Annotated in this window: 19 protein-coding genes and 1 pseudogene; 7 read left to right on the top strand and 13 right to left on the bottom strand. The window is 57.9% G+C overall.

Features of this window, described 5'->3' with window-relative positions; all coding sequences use genetic code 11:
* Window positions 1-83: 83 nt before the first annotated feature.
* From RYB66_RS26465 to RYB66_RS00650, 10 genes and pseudogenes are all read right to left on the bottom strand, one after another.
* Window positions 84-1,010, bottom strand: a pseudogene (locus RYB66_RS26465) (cache domain-containing protein); the annotation flags it as partial.
* Window positions 1,011-1,380: 370 nt separating this feature from the next.
* Window positions 1,381-1,953 (bottom strand): sarcosine oxidase subunit gamma, encoded by a 573-nt coding sequence (locus RYB66_RS00690; RefSeq protein WP_005746842.1) that lies wholly within the window; start codon window positions 1,951-1,953, stop codon window positions 1,381-1,383.
* A 3-nt stretch (window positions 1,954-1,956) separates the two neighbouring features.
* Window positions 1,957-4,863 carry a 2Fe-2S iron-sulfur cluster-binding protein gene (locus tag RYB66_RS00685; RefSeq protein WP_016981342.1) on the bottom strand — a complete coding sequence of 969 codons (2,907 nt, stop codon included), beginning with the start codon at window positions 4,861-4,863 and terminating at the stop codon, window positions 1,957-1,959.
* A complete protein-coding gene (locus RYB66_RS00680; protein ID WP_002553898.1) occupies window positions 4,860-5,165 on the bottom strand; it encodes a sarcosine oxidase subunit delta in 306 nt (101 codons plus the stop codon). The genes RYB66_RS00685 and RYB66_RS00680 overlap by 4 nt, the downstream gene beginning before the upstream one ends.
* A gap of 13 nt (window positions 5,166-5,178) precedes the next feature.
* Window positions 5,179-6,420, bottom strand: a complete 1,242-nt coding sequence (locus RYB66_RS00675) for an FAD-dependent oxidoreductase (protein WP_005779738.1) — start codon at window positions 6,418-6,420, stop codon at window positions 5,179-5,181.
* Window positions 6,402-7,304, bottom strand: a complete 903-nt coding sequence (gene folD, locus RYB66_RS00670) for a bifunctional methylenetetrahydrofolate dehydrogenase/methenyltetrahydrofolate cyclohydrolase FolD (RefSeq protein WP_005746839.1) — start codon at window positions 7,302-7,304, stop codon at window positions 6,402-6,404. The genes RYB66_RS00675 and folD overlap by 19 nt, the downstream gene beginning before the upstream one ends.
* Window positions 7,301-8,167, bottom strand: a complete 867-nt coding sequence (gene purU / locus RYB66_RS00665) for a formyltetrahydrofolate deformylase (RefSeq protein ID WP_004658059.1) — start codon at window positions 8,165-8,167, stop codon at window positions 7,301-7,303. The genes folD and purU overlap by 4 nt, the downstream gene beginning before the upstream one ends.
* Before the next feature lie 272 nt (window positions 8,168-8,439).
* Window positions 8,440-9,168, bottom strand: coding sequence for a DUF4198 domain-containing protein (locus RYB66_RS00660; protein ID WP_005746838.1), 729 nt, complete (start codon window positions 9,166-9,168; stop codon window positions 8,440-8,442).
* 38 nt (window positions 9,169-9,206) lie between these two features.
* Complete coding sequence (locus RYB66_RS00655) at window positions 9,207-11,318, bottom strand: TonB-dependent siderophore receptor (RefSeq protein ID WP_005779733.1); 2,112 nt, start codon at window positions 11,316-11,318, stop codon at window positions 9,207-9,209.
* Between the two features lie 224 nt (window positions 11,319-11,542).
* On the bottom strand, window positions 11,543-12,844 hold the full coding sequence (locus RYB66_RS00650) for an Nramp family divalent metal transporter (RefSeq protein WP_002553892.1): 1,302 nt from the start codon (window positions 12,842-12,844) through the stop codon (window positions 11,543-11,545).
* Between the two features lie 162 nt (window positions 12,845-13,006).
* On the opposite strand from RYB66_RS00650, the gene RYB66_RS00645 reads away from it, so the two are divergent.
* A complete protein-coding gene (locus tag RYB66_RS00645; RefSeq protein WP_005779731.1) occupies window positions 13,007-13,747 on the top strand; it encodes a carbon-nitrogen hydrolase family protein in 741 nt (246 codons plus the stop codon).
* Window positions 13,748-13,753: 6 nt separating this feature from the next.
* Here the strand turns inward: RYB66_RS00645 and RYB66_RS00640 are convergent, their stop codons facing one another.
* The 3 genes from RYB66_RS00640 to RYB66_RS00630 all read right to left on the bottom strand — a co-directional run bounded on the left by RYB66_RS00640 (window position 13,754) and on the right by RYB66_RS00630 (window position 15,669).
* Window positions 13,754-15,007, bottom strand: a complete 1,254-nt coding sequence (locus tag RYB66_RS00640; RefSeq protein WP_316893535.1) for an MFS transporter — start codon at window positions 15,005-15,007, stop codon at window positions 13,754-13,756.
* A 106-nt stretch (window positions 15,008-15,113) separates the two neighbouring features.
* Window positions 15,114-15,296, bottom strand: coding sequence for a DUF1289 domain-containing protein (locus RYB66_RS00635; RefSeq protein ID WP_004665593.1), 183 nt, complete (start codon window positions 15,294-15,296; stop codon window positions 15,114-15,116).
* A gap of 1 nt (window position 15,297) precedes the next feature.
* The gene (locus tag RYB66_RS00630) at window positions 15,298-15,669 is read right to left on the bottom strand and encodes a hypothetical protein (protein WP_316884523.1); all 372 of its coding nucleotides are present in this window, start codon (window positions 15,667-15,669) and stop codon (window positions 15,298-15,300) included.
* Window positions 15,670-16,011: 342 nt separating this feature from the next.
* Between RYB66_RS00630 and RYB66_RS00625 the strand changes: the two genes are divergently transcribed.
* The 6 genes from RYB66_RS00625 to RYB66_RS00600 all read left to right on the top strand — a co-directional run bounded on the left by RYB66_RS00625 (window position 16,012) and on the right by RYB66_RS00600 (window position 21,695).
* Window positions 16,012-16,512, top strand: a complete 501-nt coding sequence (locus RYB66_RS00625) for a type VI secretion system tube protein Hcp (RefSeq protein WP_316893534.1) — start codon at window positions 16,012-16,014, stop codon at window positions 16,510-16,512.
* Between the two features lie 23 nt (window positions 16,513-16,535).
* A complete protein-coding gene (locus tag RYB66_RS00620; RefSeq protein WP_081023588.1) occupies window positions 16,536-17,054 on the top strand; it encodes a DUF2778 domain-containing protein in 519 nt (172 codons plus the stop codon).
* Window positions 17,055-17,079: 25 nt separating this feature from the next.
* Window positions 17,080-17,349 (top strand): hypothetical protein, encoded by a 270-nt coding sequence (locus RYB66_RS00615; protein WP_016981348.1) that lies wholly within the window; start codon window positions 17,080-17,082, stop codon window positions 17,347-17,349.
* 122 nt (window positions 17,350-17,471) lie between these two features.
* Window positions 17,472-18,563 carry an SMP-30/gluconolactonase/LRE family protein gene (locus RYB66_RS00610; protein ID WP_005779725.1) on the top strand — a complete coding sequence of 364 codons (1,092 nt, stop codon included), beginning with the start codon at window positions 17,472-17,474 and terminating at the stop codon, window positions 18,561-18,563.
* Between the two features lie 110 nt (window positions 18,564-18,673).
* On the top strand, window positions 18,674-19,510 hold the full coding sequence (locus RYB66_RS00605) for a DUF1206 domain-containing protein (RefSeq protein WP_005732959.1): 837 nt from the start codon (window positions 18,674-18,676) through the stop codon (window positions 19,508-19,510).
* Between the two features lie 199 nt (window positions 19,511-19,709).
* Window positions 19,710-21,695 (top strand): methyl-accepting chemotaxis protein, encoded by a 1,986-nt coding sequence (locus RYB66_RS00600; protein ID WP_016981350.1) that lies wholly within the window; start codon window positions 19,710-19,712, stop codon window positions 21,693-21,695.
* Window positions 21,696-21,701: the final 6 nt, after the last annotated feature.

Genomic DNA, 21,701 nt, shown 5'->3' with positions numbered 1-21,701 from the left:
GAGACACGGGTGGAGCTGTGTGAGGCTTCAAGAATCTTCCCGGCAGCCTGGCCGATGTGCTGGATCAGGTTGCGAATCGCGGTAAGGAACTTGTTGAACCAGCCTGCCAGTTGCGCAGTTTCATCCTTGCCGCGCACGGCGAGGTTCTGGGTCAGGTCGCCTTCGCCGCCAGCAATGCCTTCCAAACCGCTCGACACGCTGTGGATCGGACGCACGATGACGCTGGCAAAGCTGGCACCGACAATCGCAAAGACCACCGCCAATACCGCAGCGATAACGCCGATCAGCCAGGTCAGGCGGGTGGCCGAGGCCATCACTTCGTCCTGTTTGATCAGACCGATGAAGTTCCAGCCCAGTTGCTCGGACGGGTACACGTTGGCCATGTAGCGTTCGCCGTTGAGTGTTACCTCGACCAGACCGCTGCCGGTTTTGGCCAGCTCGGTGAAACCGTCGCCCAGTTCACCCAGTTTCTTGAAGTTGTGTTCCGGCTGCTTGGGATCGACCAGCACGGTGCCGCTCTTTTCCATCAGCATCAGGTAGCCGCTGTCACCCAGCTTGATCTGCTTGACGATGTTGGTCAGCTGCTTGAGTGATACGTCGATGTTGACCACGCCGCCAGGGTTGCCCAGTTTATTGGGGATCGCCCGAATGGTGCTGACCAGCACCGCGTCATCGTTGGCCCAGTAATAGGCGTCGCTGCGCACGGTTTTGCCAGCATTGGCCATTGCGGTCTTGTACCACGGGCGAACACGTGGGTCGTAGTTGCTCATTTTCGGGTCTTCCGGCGTCATGATGTAGCTGCCGTTGATCAACCCGTAAGAGACGTAGGAGTAGGCCGGATGGGCCTTGGCGATACTGGCGAACAGCTCGGTCGCCTGCCTGTCATTCTCGGACTGCGGGGGAGGCGTTGCGCCCATGTAGTTGCGGAAATCATCGCTCGCCCCGGCGATCAGCGGGTGCGCCGCGATGTAATTGACGTTCTGCGTAATGCCGTCGAAAAACAGTTGCATGGCATTGTCGACCTGGCGAATCTCGCGTGCGCTGCTGTCCACGAAATCACTGGTCGCCTTGTCACGCAGATTCACGATCACGATGGCGGCGACGACTAATATGGGCAAACACGCAATGACTGCGAACGCCCACGTCAATTTCTGTTTGATATTCATTTGAGCTCCGGGGGGCGCGTTACTGCCGCAAGTGTCGGGTGCTGCATGGGTGCAGTCTGCGACCCCAGGCGTTGAGCCGAGGGTCGCTCTTATGGTCTACCAAATGTCCAACGGCTTTATGCCAGCATTCTTTAGGCGGCTTGGCGGTAACAGACACTTGTTGTCGTTCATGAGCACGAAACGGCCTTTATTCACTGAAGCAGTAACCCGTTGTTCATGAGAGGCGCCCTCCAAACTCGGTCATGGCATCCAGCATCGCTTCCTTGAAGTAAGCCAGTGAAGCCCGATCAAAGAGAATCTGAAAACAGGGTTCGCTCTGCGCGCCAACATTGATCACGATCACATTGATTCGCGCTGCCGAGGTCTGCGCCACCGAGCCGACTGCGAATGCTGACGGACGCAGGTCCACGCCGCACAATTTAGCCATCACCTCGGGGATGCACGGGCCGCTCAGTTGCAGCCACGCATGGCTGTCTTCGCGAGGCAGCAGGTAGTTGGCGTTATGGTCCAGTTCCCAACGGGCTTCCTCGTCGGCTATGCGCTGGCCTTTATCAAGCGGGCTGCCGAGCAGCAGGTATTCGGTCTGCGAAAGACGTGCAACATGGCTGCCGTCGGCCTGAGTAACCGCGCGGTTCGGCGTGTCGGGCAGACTGAAACCACGTGCTGTCAGGTATTCGGCGCTTTGCGTACCGCGAAACCCCACGCGCGGCAGATCGGTCAGGTCTTGCAGTGTGCACAGTGAGGGCGCGCCAGCTCTGACCGGGCGGTCCTGGATAAGGCTAGTCATGGTTCAGAGCTCCTGGCGCTGGTTTTCAGGATCGAAGAAGGGCATTTTCACGACGGTCGCCTGAACCACCACACCGTCTTCGACGCGAATCGGGATCTGCTGGCCGGGTGTGCTTTGGTCGAACGCGGCATAAGCCATGCCGATAATCATGCCGAGGGTTGACGAGTATTCGCAGGAGGTCACGTTGCCACTGATGTCCGGACCTTTGAGCACCAGATGACCTTCAAGCGGCAGCGGACTGGCCTTGGGCAGGGTGAAGCCCACCAGCTTGCGTTTCTGTGGCTGGGCTTCGAGGATATCCACTGAGCGGCGGCCGACAAAGAACGGCTTGCTCCGGCTGACCGCCCAGCCCATGTCGATTTCGGCTGGATGGGTCATGCCATCGGTGTCCTGGCTGATGATGACGTGGCCTTTTTCCAGACGTAACAGACGCTGCGTTTCGACGCCGAACGGACGCATATCAAACGCCTTGCCAGCCTCGGTCAGCGCGTCCCACAGTGTCAGGGCATGCCGGGCCGGAACGTGGATTTCGTAGCCCAGTTCGCCGACGAAACCGACTCGCAACAGCCGCGCCTTGATGCCGGCAACAGTGCCCAGGCGCACGCCCAGATAGGGGAAACCTGCTGCGGACAGATCAAGGTCGGTACACACTTGCTCCAGTACCTTGCGTGAATCCGGGCCCGCCACGTTGACCGCAGCAATGGCCGCTGTGACGTTGGTGATGTCCACATTCAGACGCCACTGGGCATTCCACTTGAGCATCTGTTGGTAGATGCGATCCACACCGCTGGTGGTGGCGGTGACGTAGAAGTGCTGGTCGGCAAAGCGTGCACAAACGCCGTCGTCAATGACCACGCCGTGCTCGTTGGTCATCAGCGCATAGCGTGAACGCCCGACCGGCTGCTTGAGGAACGCAAAGGTGTACATGCGGTTGAGCAGCTCGGCGGCATCGGGTCCGCGCACGTCCAGGCCACCGAGTGTCGACACATCGATAATCCCGACCTTGTTGCGCACATGCAGTGCTTCTTGCTGCATGCAGGTATCGCGTTGCGATGGCTTGCCATAGAACGCTGGACGCTGCCAGATCCCGGCCGGCATCATCTTCGCGCCTGCCTGCACATGCCGTTGGTGCATGGGCGTCTGGCGGTAGGGGTCGAAGGCCCGTCCAGCGACGTGCGCCAGTTTCTCTGCCTCGAAGGGCGGCCGGGCAGTGGTCACACCGGTTTCGCTGATGCTGCGCTGGGTAGACGCGGCCACCAGTCGTGCGGTTGGCAACGCTGAGTGACGACCCTGCGACGGCCCCATCCCGACAGTGGAATAACGCTTTACCAACTGAATGTCGCGATAGCCAATGCGGGTGGCATTGACGATATCGCGCACCTGCAAGTCTTCGTCGAAATCGACAAAATCCTTGCCTTCGGGATGCGGAAAAATCGGCCAGGCGAAGTTGACCTGCGCTTCGCTGCGCAGTGCGGCCGGTTTGTCGGTCGATTCCAGGCCTAGCGCCGAGAGCACCCCGGCGGCGGCATTCGCCGCATCGGTCAGCACGTTATCCAGCGCGTGATAACCGTTGACCGAACCGGCGATGCCCAGGTTCTGCGGCAGGCTGCTGATCGCGAACTCGGCCTGCCGATCGTCATAGGCCAGCTTGCCGCCCGCCTGACACAGCAACTGGTAGGCCGGCATGTAGCCGCCGGACATGCACAGCAGGTCGCACTCGACACTCAAACCCTTGTTGGCCACCTGACCCTGGCCGGTGATCTTGCGCAGCTCGGCCCCGCTTACGTGACGCATGCCTTTCTCGTGCAGCGCTTCATACACGGTGGTGCTCATGTGGCAGACGATGCCGCGTTGCTCCAGCGCAACCTGCAATCCCCGATCCGACGGATTGGCGCGCATGTCGGCGACCGCGACCACTTCGACACCCTGATCGTGCAAATCCAGTGCAGCGAGGTAACCGTCATCATTGCCGGTCAGCACCACCGCGCGCTTGCCGGGCTTGACTGCGTACAGCCTGATCAGACGCTGCACGGCGCTGGTCAGCATCACACCGGGCAAATCATTGTTGCGAAAAATAACCGGCTGGTCGAACGAGCCACTGCACACCAGGCATTGCGTAGCGCGCACCTTGTACAGACGCTTGCCCTGAATCACTGGCAGATAGTTGTCGGTAAACCAGGCATTGCAAGTGGCCTGTGTGAGGACCTGAATATTGGCGTGCGCCTGCACGGCGTCGACCAGTTCGCGCCGCAGTTGCCCGGCACGCTGACCGTCGATATCGAAGCGCGCGTAAGTCAGCGAACCTCCGAGTATCGGCTGCTGTTCGATCAACAGCACCCTGGCTCCGGCGTTGGCTGCGGTCAGAGCCGCCTGTAACCCGGCAGGTCCTGCACCGATTACCGCCAGATCTGTGAACAGGTAGGCCTTGTCGTAGTATTCAGGCTGAAAGTCCAGATCCAGCACGCCGAGGCCCGCTTTCTTGCGAATGATCGGCTCCCAGACTTTCCACATGCCTTTGGGCTTGTAGAACGAGCGGTAGTAGAAACCCACCGGCATGAACTTCGAGAACTTGCCCAGCCAGGCATCCCTATCGTGGTCCAGCGAGCCGCTGAAATTCTGTCCGGTTGCCTGCAAGCCATCCTGCAAGACAAAAGTGTCGGCCAGCACGTTAGGCTCGTGTGGCAACTGGATCAGGCTGTTGGCGTCCTGTCCGGCCATGCTCAGCGGTCCGCGCGGGCGATGGTATTTGAACGAGCGCGAGAGCAGAAAGCGACCATTGGCCAGCAGTGCGCTGGCAATGCTGTCGCCTTGCAGGCCCTGATACGTTTTGCCATCGAAGCTGAAGGTGAGCGGCTGGTTGCGATCGATCAGCAGGCCCATGGGCTCGGGCAAGCGGGCTGGGGTGGTCATCCTGCGATCTCCTTGGATGGGAGGGGAGCGAAGTCGATACGTGCGGTAAATATTTCCCGCGGGTCGAAGGTGCGAATGATCTCGTCGCTGCCGGTATGACGTTCGGCCAGAAACCAGTAGCTGGACGGGTTATGCATCCACCACTCGCGCACCACGCCCAGGGTGTCCTCACTGTTGAACACGTAATCGGCCCATTGCGCATCGCTGCAGGTTTGCGGGTCAGGCATGTGCTTGAATTCGCCGCCGTAGGTGAATTCGCTGATGTTGCGCGGCCCGTTGAGCGGGCAGGTCATGATTTTCATGTGTCGCTCTCCGTCAGTGGCTGGCCGCTGTCGCGCCCATTTCGTTGACTTGCTGGAAGGTCGAGAAGCGTTCCAGCGCGAATGGCCTGATCAACTCGGGCACCTTGCCGCCACTGGCCACCAGTTCGGCCATGGTCTTGCCGCAGATCGGCGTCGCCTTGAAGCCCCAGGTGCCCCAGCCTGCGTCCAGGTAATAATTCTTGACCGGCGAAAGCCCCATGATCGGGCTGTAGTCCGGGGTCATGTCGGTGATTCCGGCCCACTGGCGCATCAATTTGGCGTTGGCCAGAAACGGAAACATCTCGATGGCGTGTGCCAGCAGGCTTTCCTTGAGGTCCAGCGTCGAGCGCGTGTTGAACAGCGGATACGGGTCCGAGCCGCCGCCAAACACCACCTCGCCACGACTGGTCTGCTGGACATAGCAGTGCAGGGCAGACGAGCTCACCAACGGGTCGAGGAACGGTTTGAAGGGTTGAGTGACCATCGCTTGCAGCGGGAAGGTCTGGATCGGTGAGCGAATGCCGGCCTTTTTCATCATCTGCGAACTCATGCCCGCGACCGCCTGTACGGCGCAACCGCACTGGATGGTGCCGCGATTGGTTTTCACAGCAGTGATGGCGCCATTCTCGATTACCAGTTCCTGCACTTCGGTCAGTTGATGAATCTCGACGCCGCGCTTGGCCGCCTGTTTGGCATAGCCCCAGGCCACCGCGTCATGACGTGCGGTGCCGCCGTCGATATGCCACAGGCCCGCGAGCACCGGCAGATGGCCAGGGTCCAGATTGAGGCTCGGCACCAGTTCGCGGATCTGCTGGCGGTCGATCATTTCGGTGCGGCCGCCGAAATGCTTGTTGACCTCGGCGCGCTGACGGAACGAGCGTACGGTGGCGTCGGTATGCGCGAGGGTTAGCTGGCCGCGCTCCGAATACATGATGTTGAAGTCGAACTCGTTGGACAGGCCCTGAAACATCTTCACCGACTCGGCATAGAACTTCACGCCTTCGCTGGTCAGGTAATTGGAGCGGATAACCGCCGTGTTGCGCGCCGTGTTGCCGCCGCCCAGATAGCCTTTTTCCAGCACGGCTATATTGGTGATGCCGTGGTATTTCGACAGGTAGTACGCGGTCGCCAGGCCATGACCACCGCCGCCGATGATCACCACGTCGTAGGAAGGCTTGAGTTCCTTGGGCGCAGGCAGATCCACCTCGACCGGATACTCCGGGCTGAGCCCGTATTTCAACAGGTTGAAAGGCATACGGCCTCCGATTGGCTGCGCTGTGCGAGGGCTTGCTGCCTAGCAGCAGTCACTGTGTTTTTCATCAGAAAGGCGATGGTCATCGGCCCGACGCCACCGGGTACCGGTGTGATGGCAGAAGCCACGCTCAGGGCGTTGTCGAAATCGACATCGCCCACCAGGCGGCTGCGGCCTTGATCCTCGATGCGGTTGATACCGACATCGATCACCACCGCGCCGCGCTTGAGCCAGCTGGCATCTATCAGGCGCGGGCGGCCAACCGCTGCCACGACGATGTCGGCCAACTGACACAAGGCCCTGGCGTCATTACTGCGCGAATGCACCACCGTCACCGAGCAGTGCGCTTGCAGCAGCAGGGCGGCCATGGGTTTGCCGACGATGTTGGAACGACCGATTACCACCGCATGCTTGCCGCTCAGATCGCCGCAGGTCTCTTCAAGCAAGTGCATGCAGCCGCTGGGCGTGCAGGGCGTCAGTACGCTGCGTCCCTGGCTGAGGCCGCCCACGTTTTCACTGTGAAAGCCATCGACGTCCTTGCCCGGATCAATGGCCTGCAAGGCGCGGGCTTCTTCCATGTGCGACGGCAGTGGCAGTTGCAGCAGGATGCCGTTTACCGAGTCGTCGGCGTTCAGTTCGGCAATCAGCGCCAGCACCTGTGCCTGGCTGCTCTTGGCAGGCAGGCGGTGCTCCAGCGAACGAATGCCTGCTTCCTCGGCGCGCAGGATCTTGTTGCGCACATACACCTCACTGGCCGGGTCGTTACCGACCAGAATGACCGCCAGTGCCGGTTCGATGCCGTCGGCCTTCAAGATTTTCACTTCGGTGCTGACTTGTTCCAGAACACGAGCGGCGGCTGCCTTGCCATCGATGATGCGCGCGCTCATCGGAAGATCACCGTTCGGTCAGTGTTGAGAAACACCCGATGCTCAAGGTGGTACTTGACTGCCCGCGACAGCGCGATGGTTTCGTTGTTACGGCCTGCTGCGACCAGATCTTCAGGCAGGTAGACGTGATCGACACGCTGCACTTCCTGCTCGATGATCGGGCCTTCGTCCAGGTCGCTGGTGACGTAATGCGCAGTGGCACCGATCAATTTCACGCCGCGCTCATAAGCCTGGTGATATGGCTTGGCGCCCTTGAAACCTGGCAGAAACGAGTGATGAATATTGATTGCCCGACCCGCCAGTTGCTTGCACAGGTCGTCGGAGAGAATCTGCATGTAGCGCGCCAGCACCACCAGTTCGGTACCGGTTTCGTCGACCACCTTCATCAGCGCAGCTTCCTGCGCAGCCTTGGTTTCTTTACTCACAGGCAGGTAAATGAAACGAATGCCTTCCCGCTCGGCCATCGGCCGCAAGTCCAAGTGGTTGGACACAATGGCGGTGATGGTCATGTCCATTTCCCCCTTGTGGTAGCGGTACAGCAGGTCTGTCAGGCAGTGATCGAACTTGCTGACCATCAACAAAACGCGCATCGGGCGACGCGTGTCATGCAGTTCCCACTGCATGGCGAAGTCTTTGGCCACCACATCGAAACCGGTTTTCAACTGCTGGATGTCGCCGTCGTGACCGTCGTTGAAGCGAAACACTGCGCGCATGAAAAAGGTGCCGCTGTACTCATCGTCGAACTGGGCCATTTCACCGATGTAGCAGCCGTTGCCAGCCAAGCAGGAAGCCACTGCCGCGACAATGCCGGAGGTCGCCGGGCAGCTGATCTTCAGGATGAAATGGTTCTTCTCGTGTTGCATGGCTTGTCCTCTGGAATAGGGCGGCAGCTCGGCAAAGGGGGCAAAAGTCAGATACAGAGGTTTTTGAGTGGCGAATAAAATTCTCTACAGGAATTTAATATTCTTGAAGGCTGTTTTATAGGCGAAAGGAAAAGCAGCGTCCAGAGGTTTCTGGAAACTTTGTTTACTAAAGGGAATATGGGGAGTTGGCGTGGTGGGGAGCCGGTGCCTTTTTTTCAGTTGCCGTGAGGCAGAAAACGCCCAGGGCGGGCGTTTTCAGGAAGCAGTAAGGGTCAGTCGTGATGCGCCTCACCGACAAACGTTAATGAGGTAAACAAGCCGCGCTCGGCGATATCGACATTATCCTTGACCGGCTGCGTGACCTCGGCAGCGATGATATTCAGCCCTTCGTTGCGCACGATCACGCTGGCCAGGCCCTGGGCGTCGGTTTCGGCGCTGACCACGTCTGGTGCGCTGCGGTAATCGCCGATCAGCTTGATACCGGCGGCGGGTTTGCCGTCGATCAGTACGCGTACCGGTAAGGGTTTGCCAACCCCGACCTTCAATGGATCAGCCTGTGGCACGATCACAAAATTCAATTTGCTGAACGAGGGCAGGTGCGCGTCTTCTGCGTAGATTGCCACGCTGTATTTGAAGGTATGAATCGAGTCGGTGCCATTGGGCACTTTGCTGCGGCCTTCGTTGATCCACTTTTTCTCGGCGTTGCGTGTCCACATGCCGTTGTCCAGCGCCACCGTCATCACGGCGGGCGGCTTGAGCGGCACCAGTCGCGCGTGATCCTCAAGGCGTTGTACCGTCACCGGGATCATTTTGCCCTGCTGGTCATACGCCCATGCGCCGCTGACTTTTTGCGCTTTGAACGCGTTGTCTTCCGCACCATGACCGTAGACCACCTCGATATTGCCGCGCCGCTGTTCGGTCCACAGGCCGTGTGCGTTTACTTGACTGGCGAACAATGCGCCGAGCAGGCCCAAGGCCATGAAAGGTTTTGTTGACAGCATGGTGCATCCTTATTGTTGTGAAGCGAGGGTTACAGGAGTCAAAGGCCGAGTGTCAGGCTGACCGTAAAGTTACGCGGTTCGCCGGGCGCGACCCAGTAATTGCTGTAGGAGCGCTCGTAGTATTTTTCATCGAAAATGTTGTTGAGGTTCAAGCCCACTGTCACGTTCTCGCTGGCTTTATAGTGAGCCAGCAGGTCGACGGTCTGGTAGGCCGGCAGCTCGAAGTCGGTGCCGGACTGGCCGGAACGATCGCCGACGTAGGTATATGCCGCGCCCACGTCCGAACCGCGCAATACGCCTTCCTGAAATTCATAGACGCTCAACAGGCTGCCACTGTGTTTGGCGACCCCGAGGATGCGACTGCCTGCCGGGATGGTCCGGTCGCCCTTGGTGACTTCGGCATCAATGTAGGCGAATGCTCCGATGATCCGCACCGCGTCAGTGATTTGTCCGGTGAATTGCATGTCGAAACCCTGGCTGCGAGCCTTGCCCACGGCGCGATTGGTGTCGGTGCCCGGGTCCAGGGCCAGAACGTTTTCCTTTTCTATGTGGAAGGCGGCGAGGGTGGTGCTCAGGCGGTTGTCGAACAGTTCGCTCTTGATCCCGGCCTCATAACCGATGCCTTCTTCCGGGTCGAAGGTTTTGCCGGCGGCGTCCAGACCATTGTTCGGCTTGAACGAGGTGGATGCGTTGGCGAACAGGCCAACCTGCGGTGTGAGCTGATAAAGCAGCCCGGCGCGCTGGGTGAACGCGTCGTGACGCTGCCCGGAGGTAGCATTGGTAGTGAAGTCATCGACCTGTTGATCGAAGTGCTCGTAGCGCGCGCCGATCATCCCGCGCAGCTTGTCGGTAAAGACAATCTGGTCCTGCAGGTTCAGCGCACGGCTTTCAATGTGCTCGTAGAAATCAGTGCCGGAACGCGCGCCATTGGGTTTCGGCTGGCCATACACCGGGTTGTAGATGTCGATGGCATAGGGGCTGCCTGCAATGGTGGTCACCCGCTCGTTCTTGCGGTAATTCTCGTATTCGGTGCCGATCAGCACTTCGTGCTCCAGACCGATCGCGTCGAAATGGCCGCGCAATTCCAGTTGGGTGATGCTGTCGTGCCAGTTGTTGTCGCGTTCGCGGTAACGACGGTTGACGGTACGACCGTCGGCATTCAGGGGGCGTGCCTCGCTGGCAAAACCTGACATTTCGCCTTGCTTGTAGTGGCTGGCCAGACGCAGCGACCACACATCACTGAGTTGATGGTCAATGGCAAACTGAACCATGTTGTTGTCATTGTCGATGTCGTCGTCCGGTTCGCCGAGGAAGGTCGAGCGGGACACGCCACTCCATTTATTGTTGGGGGCGACCACACCCCGGTCGAAAGTCGATGTCTGCCGCACGAACTCGGTTTCCACCAACAGACTGGTGTCGGGGTTCAACTGCCAACTGAATGAGGGGGCGAGGAAGACCCGCTTGCTTTCGACATGGTCACGAAAGCTGTTGTTGTCTTCGACGGCCAGATTGACACGAGACAGCAGCCTGCGTTCCTCATCCAGCGGTGTGTTGACATCCAGTGCGGTGCGATAGCGATCCCAGCTGCCCGCACTGGTTTGCAGGGTGGTGAATGCTTCACGCTGGGGTTTTTTAGTGACAATGTTGACCGTCCCGCCAGGGTCGCCACGGCCATACAGACTGGCAGCGGGGCCTTTGAGCACTTCAATACGCTCGATGTTGGCGGCATCCGGCGTGGCAGGGTAGCCGCGGTTGGCGCTGAAGCCGTCCTTGTAGAATTCGGAGGTGGTGAAGCCGCGGATGCTGTATTCGTAGAGCGTCAGGCCTCCGAAGTTGTTTTGCTTCGACACGCCCCCGGCAAACTCAAGCGCGCGCTCGACACTGTTACTGCCCAGGTCCTTGAGCACCGAAGCGGGCACTACGCTGATCGACTGCGGAATGTCCTGGATGGCGGTATCGGTTTTGGTGGCGGTGGCCGAACGGGTAGCGCGATAGCCCTGAACCGGGCTGGTGGCTGTCTCGTACTGATAGTCGGAGGTTACGTTGACGCTTTCCAGTTCAATGGTTTGCGGATGTTCCTCCGCATAGCCGGTATTGCCAAAAACCCCGATTGCCAAGCCTGCCAGAGACGCGATTCTACGAGACGACATGTGAGACTTCCTGATGATAATAGATACAATATAACATCTCCGTTGAGAATTATTTCTGTTTGTTTTTGGCGGGATGTGACAGTTGTACCCATCGACAGGAGCCTGACGCGTGAGGGTAGGGTTTGAGGTAGGGGGAAGATTCGATACTGAAACCGAGTCCATTTCCATGGACGGAAATGGACTCGAAGACGGTTTATTCCGCGCACATGTAGCGTTCTATCTGCTCAGGCGAGCAACTCTGTCCCCAGTTGAAACGCCACCCACAAGGCCAGTCCGGTCGCAAAGGTCAGCGCAATGTTCTCGAACCAGTTGTTGCGGTATTCCTTGCTCAGCAGCGACTTCTGATTGGACATGATCAGCAGCCCCAGCGAGATGACCGGTAGCCCCACGATGTTCAGTGCGTTGACGCCCAGCGTCAGGGTCACGAAGTCCGGCATGCCGGGCAGCGACCAGATCAGCGGGGTGACCAGAATGAACAGCATGAACCATTTGTGCATCGGGTCGTTGTGGAACACTTTGCCGTAGCGTTCGCGACGCTTCGGGCGAATGTGCTGGAAGGCATCGGTGATCAGCATCGGGAAGGCGGTGGTTTTGCCGGAAATACTGGCAAACAGCGTGGCGAACACACCGATGAAGAAGATGTACCAGCCCAGCGGGCCGAAGAATATCTCCAGCGCCTTGCCCAGATCAGCCAGGGTGTTCACCTGAATACCGTTGGGTCGCAAAATTTCGACGCCCACCACCCAGATGGCCAGGTTGATGATAATGCCGACGATCACGGCGAACAGCAGATCGTTGCGCTGAATACGTTTGTGCTCGGGGCCGGTCCAGCCTTTTTCACGCATCACGTAAGGGTGGACGAAGTTGGCGATGGAGCCGGCTACGGCACCGATCACCGAGACCGCCACCAGCAGCGCCCCATGCACGCCTTCATCGGGTGGAATGCTGAAACCGATAGTGCCTTTGATGATGCCGCTGACATCCGGACCGGACATGATCGCCAGGGTAAGAAACGCCAAGGTCATGATTGCCAGCAATACCTTCATGACGCCTTCGATCATCGTGTAGATATTGCGTCCCACCAGCAGCCATACGGCGATCACCACCGCAACCGAGCAGAGCAACGGCTGATTGATGTGCAGCAGCATGGCAAGCGCTTCACCGGCACCCTTGATCATGTAGGCGTTGATCAGATGGCCCATCAACAACGCGTAGCCCAGCATGAACCAGGCAAACAGCGGATGCAGTTGCGCATAGCCCTGCAGAATGGTCATGCCTTGGTTATTGCAGAGCTGGAAGCGGGCAATGATGTTGACGATCAGGAACCTGAGCAACAGCGAAATCGCCAGCACCCACATCATGGCGTAGCCATAACTGGCACCTGCCACCGACGATGTGATCAGATCACCCGCGCCCAGCCAGGACAGTACCGCGATGATGCCGGGGCCGAGCAGTTTGGCGAGTTTTTTGAGACGAGGTTCGCTGGCGGGTGTAGCTGTTTCTTTGAGAGACGGGGTATGAGGCATGCGTTGAATCTCCGTTTTTATTGTAATGAGATGTCATTCACTGCCAGCTAAGATAAGACGTCGTACAACATTGGTCGTGGTTGAAAATGTAACCAGGTGTGAACCGGGCAGCGCGTGTTAGATAATGTCCGACTTGTCACCACTGTGTTCTCAGGAGAGTCCATGAAGTTTCCGATACTCGCTGTTGCTCAGTTCTGCTCTGCAAGGGGCGATATCGAACAGAACCTGGCCGGGCACCTCGCGTTCATGCAGCGCGCCGCTGATCTTGGGGCCAGTTACCTGCTGTTTCCCGAGCTCTCATTGACAGGCTACGAACCCGATCTGGCCCGAGCGCTGGCGTTGCATGCGGACGACGCCCGTCTTGAGCCGATTAAGGCGTTGGCCATGAAGCTGCGCCTGGTGACCACCATTGGCGTACCGCTCAAAGGAGCAAATGACAGCATCCTGATTGGTGCGCTGACCTTCACCGCTGACGGCGACGTTACTACCTATGCCAAGCAATACCTGCATCCCGGTGAGGACAAGGTGTTCAGTGCTGGAGACAAAGACTGCTATCTGCCCATTGATCAGCAACAGATCGGCCTATGCGTGTGTGCCGACTTCACGCAGCCTGCGCATGTGCAGCGTATGGCAGCAGGTGGCGCCTGGGTGTATGCCGCGAGCGTGCTGATTTCGCCGGGTGGCTATGCGCAGGATGCAGAGCTGCTCGCGGGGCATGCCCGACGTCATAACCTACCGGTGCTGGTGGCCAATCACGGAGCACCGACTGGCGGCTGGGAGTCAGCAGGCCGCAGCGGCCTATGGGACGGGGCAGGGCGCTGGATAGGCGGTATGCAGGGCGCAGGAAGCGGGCTGGTCATCGTGACCTGCCAGCGCGAAGGCTGGCAGGTTCGGGTGGCGTAAACAGATTTACGTGCTCACCGCGTGGTCAGGTTTGAGGTCAGGTTCATTATTCGAACGTGAAAGTGTCTCCGGTACGGCTACCAGCAACAGGCAAAACGCCGCCGCCGCCACACCCGCGAGGGTCAGAAACGCAGCGCTGTAGCCTGCTGCATGTACCACGAATCCGGCCAGGCCGTTGCTCAGCGCCGCGCCCAGTCCGAACAGAGTGGACAGTGCCCCGAGGCTTACATTGAAACGTCCGCTGCCTTGAGTGAGGTCCTTGACCATCAATGGAAACAGCGCGCCGAACAGGCCGGCACCGATGCCGTCGAGCATCTGCACCGCCACCAGCCAGTAGGGGTCGTCTGACAGGGTGTAAAGCACACCACGAATCGGCAGAATCAGAAAGCCTGCCAGCAGCAGCGGCTTGCGACCCCAGTCATCCGCTTTCATACCCACCAGCAGCGCGGCTGGCACCATGACCAGCTGGGCTGCGACGATGCACGCCGAGGTCAGCGGCGTCGCCATCTGCATATTGATTTGCGAAAGCTTCTGACTGACCAGTGGCAACATGGCTGCGTTGGCCAGATGGAACAGTGCGCAACAGATGCCGAACAGCAGCAGCGGCTTGTTGCTCAGCAACGTAGCAAGTCCGGAAGGCTGAGCTCCATGAGCGTTGTGGTTCGCATCAAAACCCCGGGCGACGTCGTGATCGATGGCATCCGCAGAAACGAAGCTGATCGCGATAACACTCGCCAGGGCCATCGCTGCCATCAGATAGAACACCGCAATAGGCCCGAAGAGGTAGGCAAAGCCGCCCGCTAACAGGGCTGCGCAGGCATTACCGGCATGGTTGAATGTTTCATTGCGCCCGGTACGACGGGTAAAGGCTTTCGGCCCGATTATGCCCAGAGAGATGGCCGCGATGGCCGGTGCGAACACCGAGGACGCGATGCTGCTCAGCGCCTGGGTCAGGGCGACGACGGAGAAGGACGAAGTGAAAGGCAGAATCAGGCAGCTCAGGGTCACCAGCAGCGCCGCCACACCAATCATGGCGCGCTTGTAAGGCGTCCGGTCGATAAGCGCGCCAGCAGGGGTTTGGGTCAGCAGCCCGGCGATACCTGCGATGGTCATCACCACGCCTATGCTGGCCGGGTCCCATTTATGCACGGCCAGTAGATAGATCGCCAGGTAAGGCCCGAGGCCGTCACGCACATCGGCGAGGAAGAAATTCAGGCTATCCAGTGAAAGGGTGTTGCGGCGATCTGCATGACTGGCCAAGAGCGGAATTCCCGTAATTCGTCAGACTCCAGGTAGCCGAGTCACGGGTAATACTGACCGGGGCCGTTTTAAAGAAGTTTCCGCACCGAAGATGAAATTTTCGGTTTCACACGTTCTTTTTCTGCAGGCTTTTCATGCGCTGTGTGGCACGTTGCACGGCGGCCATCTTTTCCGGACGTTTCATGCGTTTCCACTTGCGGATATCGTCCTTGGTACGCCCGCAGCTCACGCACAGATCGCCGCTGAGCTGGCACACGGAAATGCACGGGTTTTCAATGTCTTTTGCCATATTAACTCCGCCTGGCGTATTTGCGCTTGATACGCTGCTGCCAGTCGCCACCGTTCTCGCGCAGGCACTGCTCTTCGCAGTCGACATGCACATGAGCCGGTACATTTGTCAGGCTAACCTGTGCATCGTCAAGTGCCTCAACCGTGAGACCGATCATCCGCTCCACCAGCCCGCGCGCCAGCGCAGCGTTCTTTTCGGCCAGCGTGTCAAACACCCACACCACCTGAAGGCTGGCCGGGAAGGCTGCGTAATCAACTTCGTGAGTCAGCCAGCAAAAGCCGGGCATTTCGGTTTTGGCTGTTTCACAGGCATGCGTCAGCGCTGTAACAAGCTGGCGCTCAGTGCGGGCCTGCTCGCGTTTGCTTGAGGGCATCTGGTGTGCTCGGGCAGTAAAAGGGATAGCTGCGTACGATACCTGAATTGTCGGCAGCTTCGCAGTACCGAGCAATCATGATTTTTTTGGATACCGTGCTGACAGGTAACTTAACCAGTTCGAATGCGGCACGCAAAAAAATCGATGTTTGTATTTAAACTTTTTTTGACGATCATTCCTTCATCATCTTCAGATAAAGATGATGGTTTTGGCGAGTATGCTCATGTAGTCTTTTACTTGATGCATGAATACTTACGATTCTGACGCGGTTAATCAGTGGCTTTCAAAATCACAAGACTCAGTTAGTAAAGGGTTTTCTTCGTTTTAATAGGGGTTTTTACTATGGCGCTTGACACTTATATGCAGATTGAGGGTATTCCGGGCGAATCTCTTGATGCGGTATTTAAAGATTGGATCGAGCTTTCTGATTTCGATGTTGGTGCCAGCCAGTCAGCGTCAGCGACTGCAACAAGTGCCGGCGGTGCAAGCAGTGGTCGAGCCAGTATGAGCGATTTTTTCTTTCGTAAGGCTGTGGACAAGTCTACACCTAAGCTTCATGAGGCCTGCTGCAGTGGAAAGCATTTTAAAGAGGTTACTATTGCTGTAAATCGTGCGGGGTCGGAAAAAATAAAATACCTAGAGATTAAACTTGAAGAGGTTATACTTTCGTCGGTATCTCCCAATGGTAATGGTTCGGTAGAGAATGGTTTTCCAACCGAAACTATACGCCTTAATTATGTGCGAATAAAAATGCTTTATACTCAGCAAAAGCGCTCCGACGGTCAAGGTGGCGGGCAAGTTGTTGGCGGATGGGATGGTATAAAAAATAAGGTTTACGCTTAATTTTGGCAAGGGACGGGCGTCGCATGTCTGGAAATACCAATAATCCTAATATTGCATACTGCAGTTTTTCTTTAAATGGTGAGCCTGTAAGCAATTTGCGTTGCGGGCAAGCTACCTATGAAGCTTTCTCGGGTATGGGCGTCCCTTTTGTCAACAGTCCGAAGTATCAGTCTGTGGAGGGAAAGGGTGCAATTCCAGTTGGTCGATATTTTATTGTTGATCGGCAAAGTGGGGGTAGTCTTGGTTGGATTAAAGAGCCTATACAGGACTTTTTAGCTGGTACAGATAGGGGGGAGTGGTTTGGTCTTTACAGAGATGATGGAGAGGTTGATGATCAGACAACCATTGATAACATAAGACGAGGCGCGTTTAGGCTTCATCCCGTTGGGCCGCGTGGTATAAGCCAAGGCTGTATCACTCTTAACTCTCAGATTGGATTTGATGAGCTTAAAAATTTTCTTCGCAGTCAGCATGGCGAAATTCTTCCGGGGACGAATCTGAAGTACTATGGCGTAATAGATGTGTCTGCTTTTAGCGAATAGTGAAGATATCTCAATGAAAAAAATAATGAAGCTCATCACAAAGAGCACGCTAATTTTAGTGTTGGCTGCGCTGCTCACTAAATGGCTTGTCGCGCTAGGCCTGATGGGCTGGCTGCTTCAAACTGAAACAGGCCTCGATATGTATGTTTCGGCTGCAAGTGCTTTGGGTATAATCGGCGGAGAAAATGGAGAGTTCATGCTTCTTGTCATAATGGTATTGGTGATGTTGGTGCCGTCAACATTTATTGTACGGGGTGCGGCTAAAACTCTTTGTCGATTCAGATCAGTAAGGTGATAAACGCAGGGCATGGGAATTGGAGGTTTACCAGAGCCCTGTCGTGACTGAAGATATCTTGTAGGATGCCTTGCGGCTGCAAGGCGGACGCCGTTCCAAAAATAACAACAAGGAGACGCACCATGGATTTCTCACCCCTAACCACCACCGCAGACCAAAGCCGTAGAGGCTTCCTGAAACAATCACTGGCTGTTTCGGCCACGGTCGCCGCCATTGGCGCATTGCCGCGTCTTTCCAGCGCTCAGCCGTTGACCCAGCGCTACCCCGACCCATTGGTCAGTGTTCTGGATGACAGCTTTACCCAAATACGAATATTCAATGCCAGCGTCGAGAAGCTGGCCAGCGGCATGCGCTGGGCCGAAGGGCCGGTGTGGATTGGAGACGGTCGCTACTTGCTGGTCAGCGATATCGCCAACAATCGGATCATGCGCTGGGACGAGGTAACGGGTCAGCTGTCGGTGTACCGCGAGCATTCGAACTTTTCCAATGGCATGTGCCGCGATCGCCAGGGCAGGCTGCTGGTCTGTGAGGGGTCGAGCACTACCACCGAAGGACGGCGGGTGACGCGTACCGAATACAACGGGCGTATTACCGTGCTGGCCGACAGTTTCGAGGGCAAGCCTTTCAATTCGCCCAACGACATCGCCTGCAAACGCGATGGGTCTATCTGGTTCACCGATCCTACCTTCCAGGCCGAAAGCAACTATGAAGGTCAAAAGGTCAAGCAGGAGCAACCCTTCGGCGTCTATCGCATAGACCCCTCTAACGGCAAGGTTTCCAGGGTTATCGATGATCTGGCAGGTCCGAATGGTTTGTGCTTCTCGCCGGACGAGAAAACCTTGTATGTGGTCGAAGGGCGCGCCAAACCCCACGGCCTCATCTGGGCGATAGCGGTCAACGAAGATGGCACGCTGGGCGAGCGGCGTAAACACATCGAAGGTCTGGACTACGCGGCCATCGACGGCATCAAATGCGACGAAAGCGGCAACTTGTGGTGCGGCTGGGGAGGTAACGGTGATCCGAAGGCGGATATGGAGAAACTCGACGGCGTGCGAGTGTTCAACCCCCAAGGCAAGGCCATCGGCCACATCAGCCTGCCCGAACGCTGCGCCAATGTCTGCTTTGGCGGGCGAGAGGGCAATCGGCTGTTCATGGCCAGCAGCCATTCACTTTACTCGGTGTTCGTGAATACGCGAGGCGCCACGTTTGCCTGAAGGGTCATGAGCCCATTGACGGCGTGCAATGTGCGCACGCCGTCAATCGGGTCGAACCCCTGTGAACATGCCGGGTCTGTTCCTGTAATTACTCTCAGGGATAGTTATTTATGTCGGCGCAACGCGGCCTTGTTCTACTTGCACGAGGCGGTTATGCCGCCCGTGGTGTTGTTTATCTGATTATTGGTTTGTTCGCGGTACTGGCGGCGCAGGGATCTTCACAGCCTGCCGACAGCCACAGCAGTCTTGAAGCCTTGTTGAGCCAGCCGTTCGGCAGCGTGCTGGTCGGGGTGGTAATTGTCGGTCTACTGGCGTTCGCCGCATGGCGTGTGCTGCAGGCCACGCGTGATGTGGACCATCATGGCCGCGAACTCAAGGGGCTGGTGATTCGTGGCGGTCTTCTGGTGGGCGGCTTTACTTATGGGGCATTGGCGTTTTTCGCGCTGGGCCTGCTGGTCAGCGGGCTCAAGAGTTCCGGTGGCTCATCGGGTGGTGGTCAGGCCAAGGACCTGCTGGCAACGCTTCTGTCCTGGGATCACTCCAACCTGCTGGTCTACGTCGTGGCACTGGTGCCACTGGCGCTGGGCATTGTGCATATCATCAAGGGCTACAAGGCGTCTTTCGAGAAGTATTTCGAGGCTGATGAAGACGTCATGAAATATGTGCGTCCAGTGTCGCGCTTCGGGCTGATCGCCCGCGGCGTGGCGTTTATCGAAATTGCAGTGTTGCTGGCCGTAAGCGGTTCCAGCTATCAGGCCATGCACCCGCCGGGCATGAAGGATGCGCTCAACGGTTTGCAGGATCTGCCTGCCGGTGGTCTGGTGCTACTGATCGTGGCGCTGGGTCTGATCGCGTTTTCGGTGTACAGCTTCGCCCAGGCCGCATGGCGCAGGATCAACATGGATGTGCCTGATGCACCGGAGGCGGTAGCGCGTCATTTCCGCTGATCTCCATTGGGGTAGTCAGAGGGCTGCGTGATCTTTCAGGTCAGGCGGCCCTTTTTTCGATAAAGATAATGTGAACCATGCCTCAAGTCGCCTTCCGCCCGGCCGACATTCTCTCTTGAGCTCCGATCATTTTCCGGACTGACGTTCTCTACGCAGGCCCGGATCAGATTCGGCGCAATAAAAATAAAAGAGGATAGCCATGACCATTCTTCAGCGAGTGATCGGTGGGTTTGCCGTGCTGGTTGTGCTGCTGCTCGCCATGGCAGGTATCAGCTACCAAAGCACCCATTCCATAAGCGACCGGATCAGCATCATTACCGGGCAGTCGGCACCCTTGAGCAGGGCGGCGAGCGAGCTTTATGTACATGTGTTGCGCGCCAATCAGGCACTGCTCGGGATTCTGGTCAGCACTGACCCCAAGCAGATTGACGATGGCAAGCAGCCCTTTAACGACAGCATGGCCCGGTTCAATCAGTTGCTGGACAGCACGCCTGCCTACATCGGCGACCGCGCTGAACTGCGCGACAACCTGAATCAGCAGCGTCAGTTGAGCGCGGCTTATGCCGAACAGGCGCAGACCCTGATTGCCAGCCATCGACAGCACGTTTTGCGGTCACTCCAGAGCCGGGTATTGCAGGGCTACAGCAGCAGCCAGGGCGCCCAACTGACCGGTTATCTTCGTGATTACATTGCCCGCGAGCGCAGTGCAGGGGCTGCGGATAACGTGGCCGCAGGTGAAAAGCTGTTGCTGGAAGTCGGCAAATCCTACGAGGGGCTGGCTGCCCACGCGGCGACGCCGGATATCCAGACCTTGCAGCGTGTGCTCAACCTGCAGGATGAGGTAATCAGTACTCGGGCGCGCGAACTCAAGGCAGTAGATCCACGCGGCGGTCGTATCGCTGGTGTGATGGTCAACCGCCTGCTCAACGACCTCACCGGCAGTGACGGCGTTTATCAGGCCTACAGGCAGGAGGCGGCGCTCGCCGAGCAGGTTGGTAAACAGCGCCAGGCGGCGGAAACCCGGCTTCAGGCAACACTGGACAAGATCGGCGAGTTCGGTAATCAGTCACTGGCGGTGGCCAACGAGGCCAAGGCGGGTGCGGATTCGACCATCGCCACCAGCCTCAGCCTGCTGTTGATCGCTTGCCTGCTGGCGGTAGTTGCAGCGGCAGTCATCGGTACCTGGGTCGCGTTCAGCCTTCGGCGTCCATTGGCGGCGTTTCGCGAGGTGCTCAAGACCCTCACCAGCGGCGACATGCGGGTGCGTTTCGATGTCAGCCGTCGCGACGAGTTCGGCGAGCTGGGCGGTTACCTCAATGAGTTCACCCAGTCGTTGCAACAGACGTTTCGGCAGTTGATCGGCTCTGCCGACACCCTGGCGTTGACTGCCAGTCAGAACGCCCAGATCAGTGAGCAGACTACCCGCGTGGTCGACGAGCAGAAAGACCGTCTCAATTCTGCCGCGTCGGCCATGAATGAAATGGAAAGCACCGTGGAAGAAGTGGCCCGTCGTGCTCAGGACACGCGTGGAGCGGTGGACAGCACCAGCGAACTGACCGACAAGGTGCAGAAGCGCGTGGCTGAAACCATCGTCAACATTCGTCAGCAGGCTGAACAGGTCAACAAGGCGTCTGCGGTCACCGACGAGTTGCAGAAGTACGGGCAAAACATTGACGGTATTGTCGATGCCATTCGTACCATTGCCGAGCAGACCAACCTGCTGGCGCTCAACGCGGCCATCGAAGCGGCACGCGCTGGCGAGCAGGGCAGGGGCTTTGCGGTGGTGGCCGATGAAGTACGCTCGCTGGCCAGTCGCACCCAGACCTCGACCAGCGAGATTCAGGAAATGATCGGCCAGATGCAGAGCAAGATCCACTCGGCTGTGCAGGTGATGAACGAAAGCCAGATCCAGTCCAATCATTGCGTGACGCTGGCTTCCGGTGCCGACCAGTTGCTGGTGGAAATGGGTGAGGCGGTGGACACGATTCGCGACATGAATATCCAGATCGCAGCTGCCACCGAGCAGCAAAGCGCAACGGTGCAGGAAACCAGTCGCATGGTCACGCACATCAACGATTCTGCCCAGCAGGCCGCCGACGGTGCCGAACAGTCTGCGAGCAGCAGTCAGGACCTGTCGAAAATGGCCAGGGATCAGCGCGAGCTGCTCCATCATTTCAGCGTTTGATGCCCG

It is taken from the genome of Pseudomonas syringae group sp. 243L2 (assembly GCF_032587875.1).
Taxonomy (GTDB): domain Bacteria; phylum Pseudomonadota; class Gammaproteobacteria; order Pseudomonadales; family Pseudomonadaceae; genus Aquipseudomonas; species Aquipseudomonas amygdali.
Note: the sequence above shows the minus strand (reverse complement) of the source record. Positions and strands in the feature narration are given on the sequence as shown.

Coding starts and splice junctions, on each gene's coding strand:
- RYB66_RS00690 (WP_005746842.1), bottom strand. CDS start 1,953: ATGACTAGCCTTATCCAGGACCGCCCGGTCAGAGCTGGCGCGCCCTCA.
- RYB66_RS00685 (WP_016981342.1), bottom strand. CDS start 4,863: ATGACCACCCCAGCCCGCTTGCCCGAGCCCATGGGCCTGCTGATCGAT.
- RYB66_RS00680 (WP_002553898.1), bottom strand. CDS start 5,165: ATGAAAATCATGACCTGCCCGCTCAACGGGCCGCGCAACATCAGCGAA.
- RYB66_RS00675 (WP_005779738.1), bottom strand. CDS start 6,420: ATGCCTTTCAACCTGTTGAAATACGGGCTCAGCCCGGAGTATCCGGTC.
- folD (WP_005746839.1), bottom strand. CDS start 7,304: ATGAGCGCGCGCATCATCGATGGCAAGGCAGCCGCCGCTCGTGTTCTG.
- purU (WP_004658059.1), bottom strand. CDS start 8,167: ATGCAACACGAGAAGAACCATTTCATCCTGAAGATCAGCTGCCCGGCG.
- RYB66_RS00660 (WP_005746838.1), bottom strand. CDS start 9,168: ATGCTGTCAACAAAACCTTTCATGGCCTTGGGCCTGCTCGGCGCATTG.
- RYB66_RS00655 (WP_005779733.1), bottom strand. CDS start 11,318: ATGTCGTCTCGTAGAATCGCGTCTCTGGCAGGCTTGGCAATCGGGGTT.
- RYB66_RS00650 (WP_002553892.1), bottom strand. CDS start 12,844: ATGCCTCATACCCCGTCTCTCAAAGAAACAGCTACACCCGCCAGCGAA.
- RYB66_RS00645 (WP_005779731.1), top strand. CDS start 13,007: ATGAAGTTTCCGATACTCGCTGTTGCTCAGTTCTGCTCTGCAAGGGGC.
- RYB66_RS00635 (WP_004665593.1), bottom strand. CDS start 15,296: ATGGCAAAAGACATTGAAAACCCGTGCATTTCCGTGTGCCAGCTCAGC.
- RYB66_RS00630 (WP_316884523.1), bottom strand. CDS start 15,669: ATGCCCTCAAGCAAACGCGAGCAGGCCCGCACTGAGCGCCAGCTTGTT.
- RYB66_RS00625 (WP_316893534.1), top strand. CDS start 16,012: ATGGCGCTTGACACTTATATGCAGATTGAGGGTATTCCGGGCGAATCT.
- RYB66_RS00620 (WP_081023588.1), top strand. CDS start 16,536: ATGTCTGGAAATACCAATAATCCTAATATTGCATACTGCAGTTTTTCT.
- RYB66_RS00615 (WP_016981348.1), top strand. CDS start 17,080: ATGAAGCTCATCACAAAGAGCACGCTAATTTTAGTGTTGGCTGCGCTG.
- RYB66_RS00610 (WP_005779725.1), top strand. CDS start 17,472: ATGGATTTCTCACCCCTAACCACCACCGCAGACCAAAGCCGTAGAGGC.
- RYB66_RS00605 (WP_005732959.1), top strand. CDS start 18,674: ATGTCGGCGCAACGCGGCCTTGTTCTACTTGCACGAGGCGGTTATGCC.
- RYB66_RS00600 (WP_016981350.1), top strand. CDS start 19,710: ATGACCATTCTTCAGCGAGTGATCGGTGGGTTTGCCGTGCTGGTTGTG.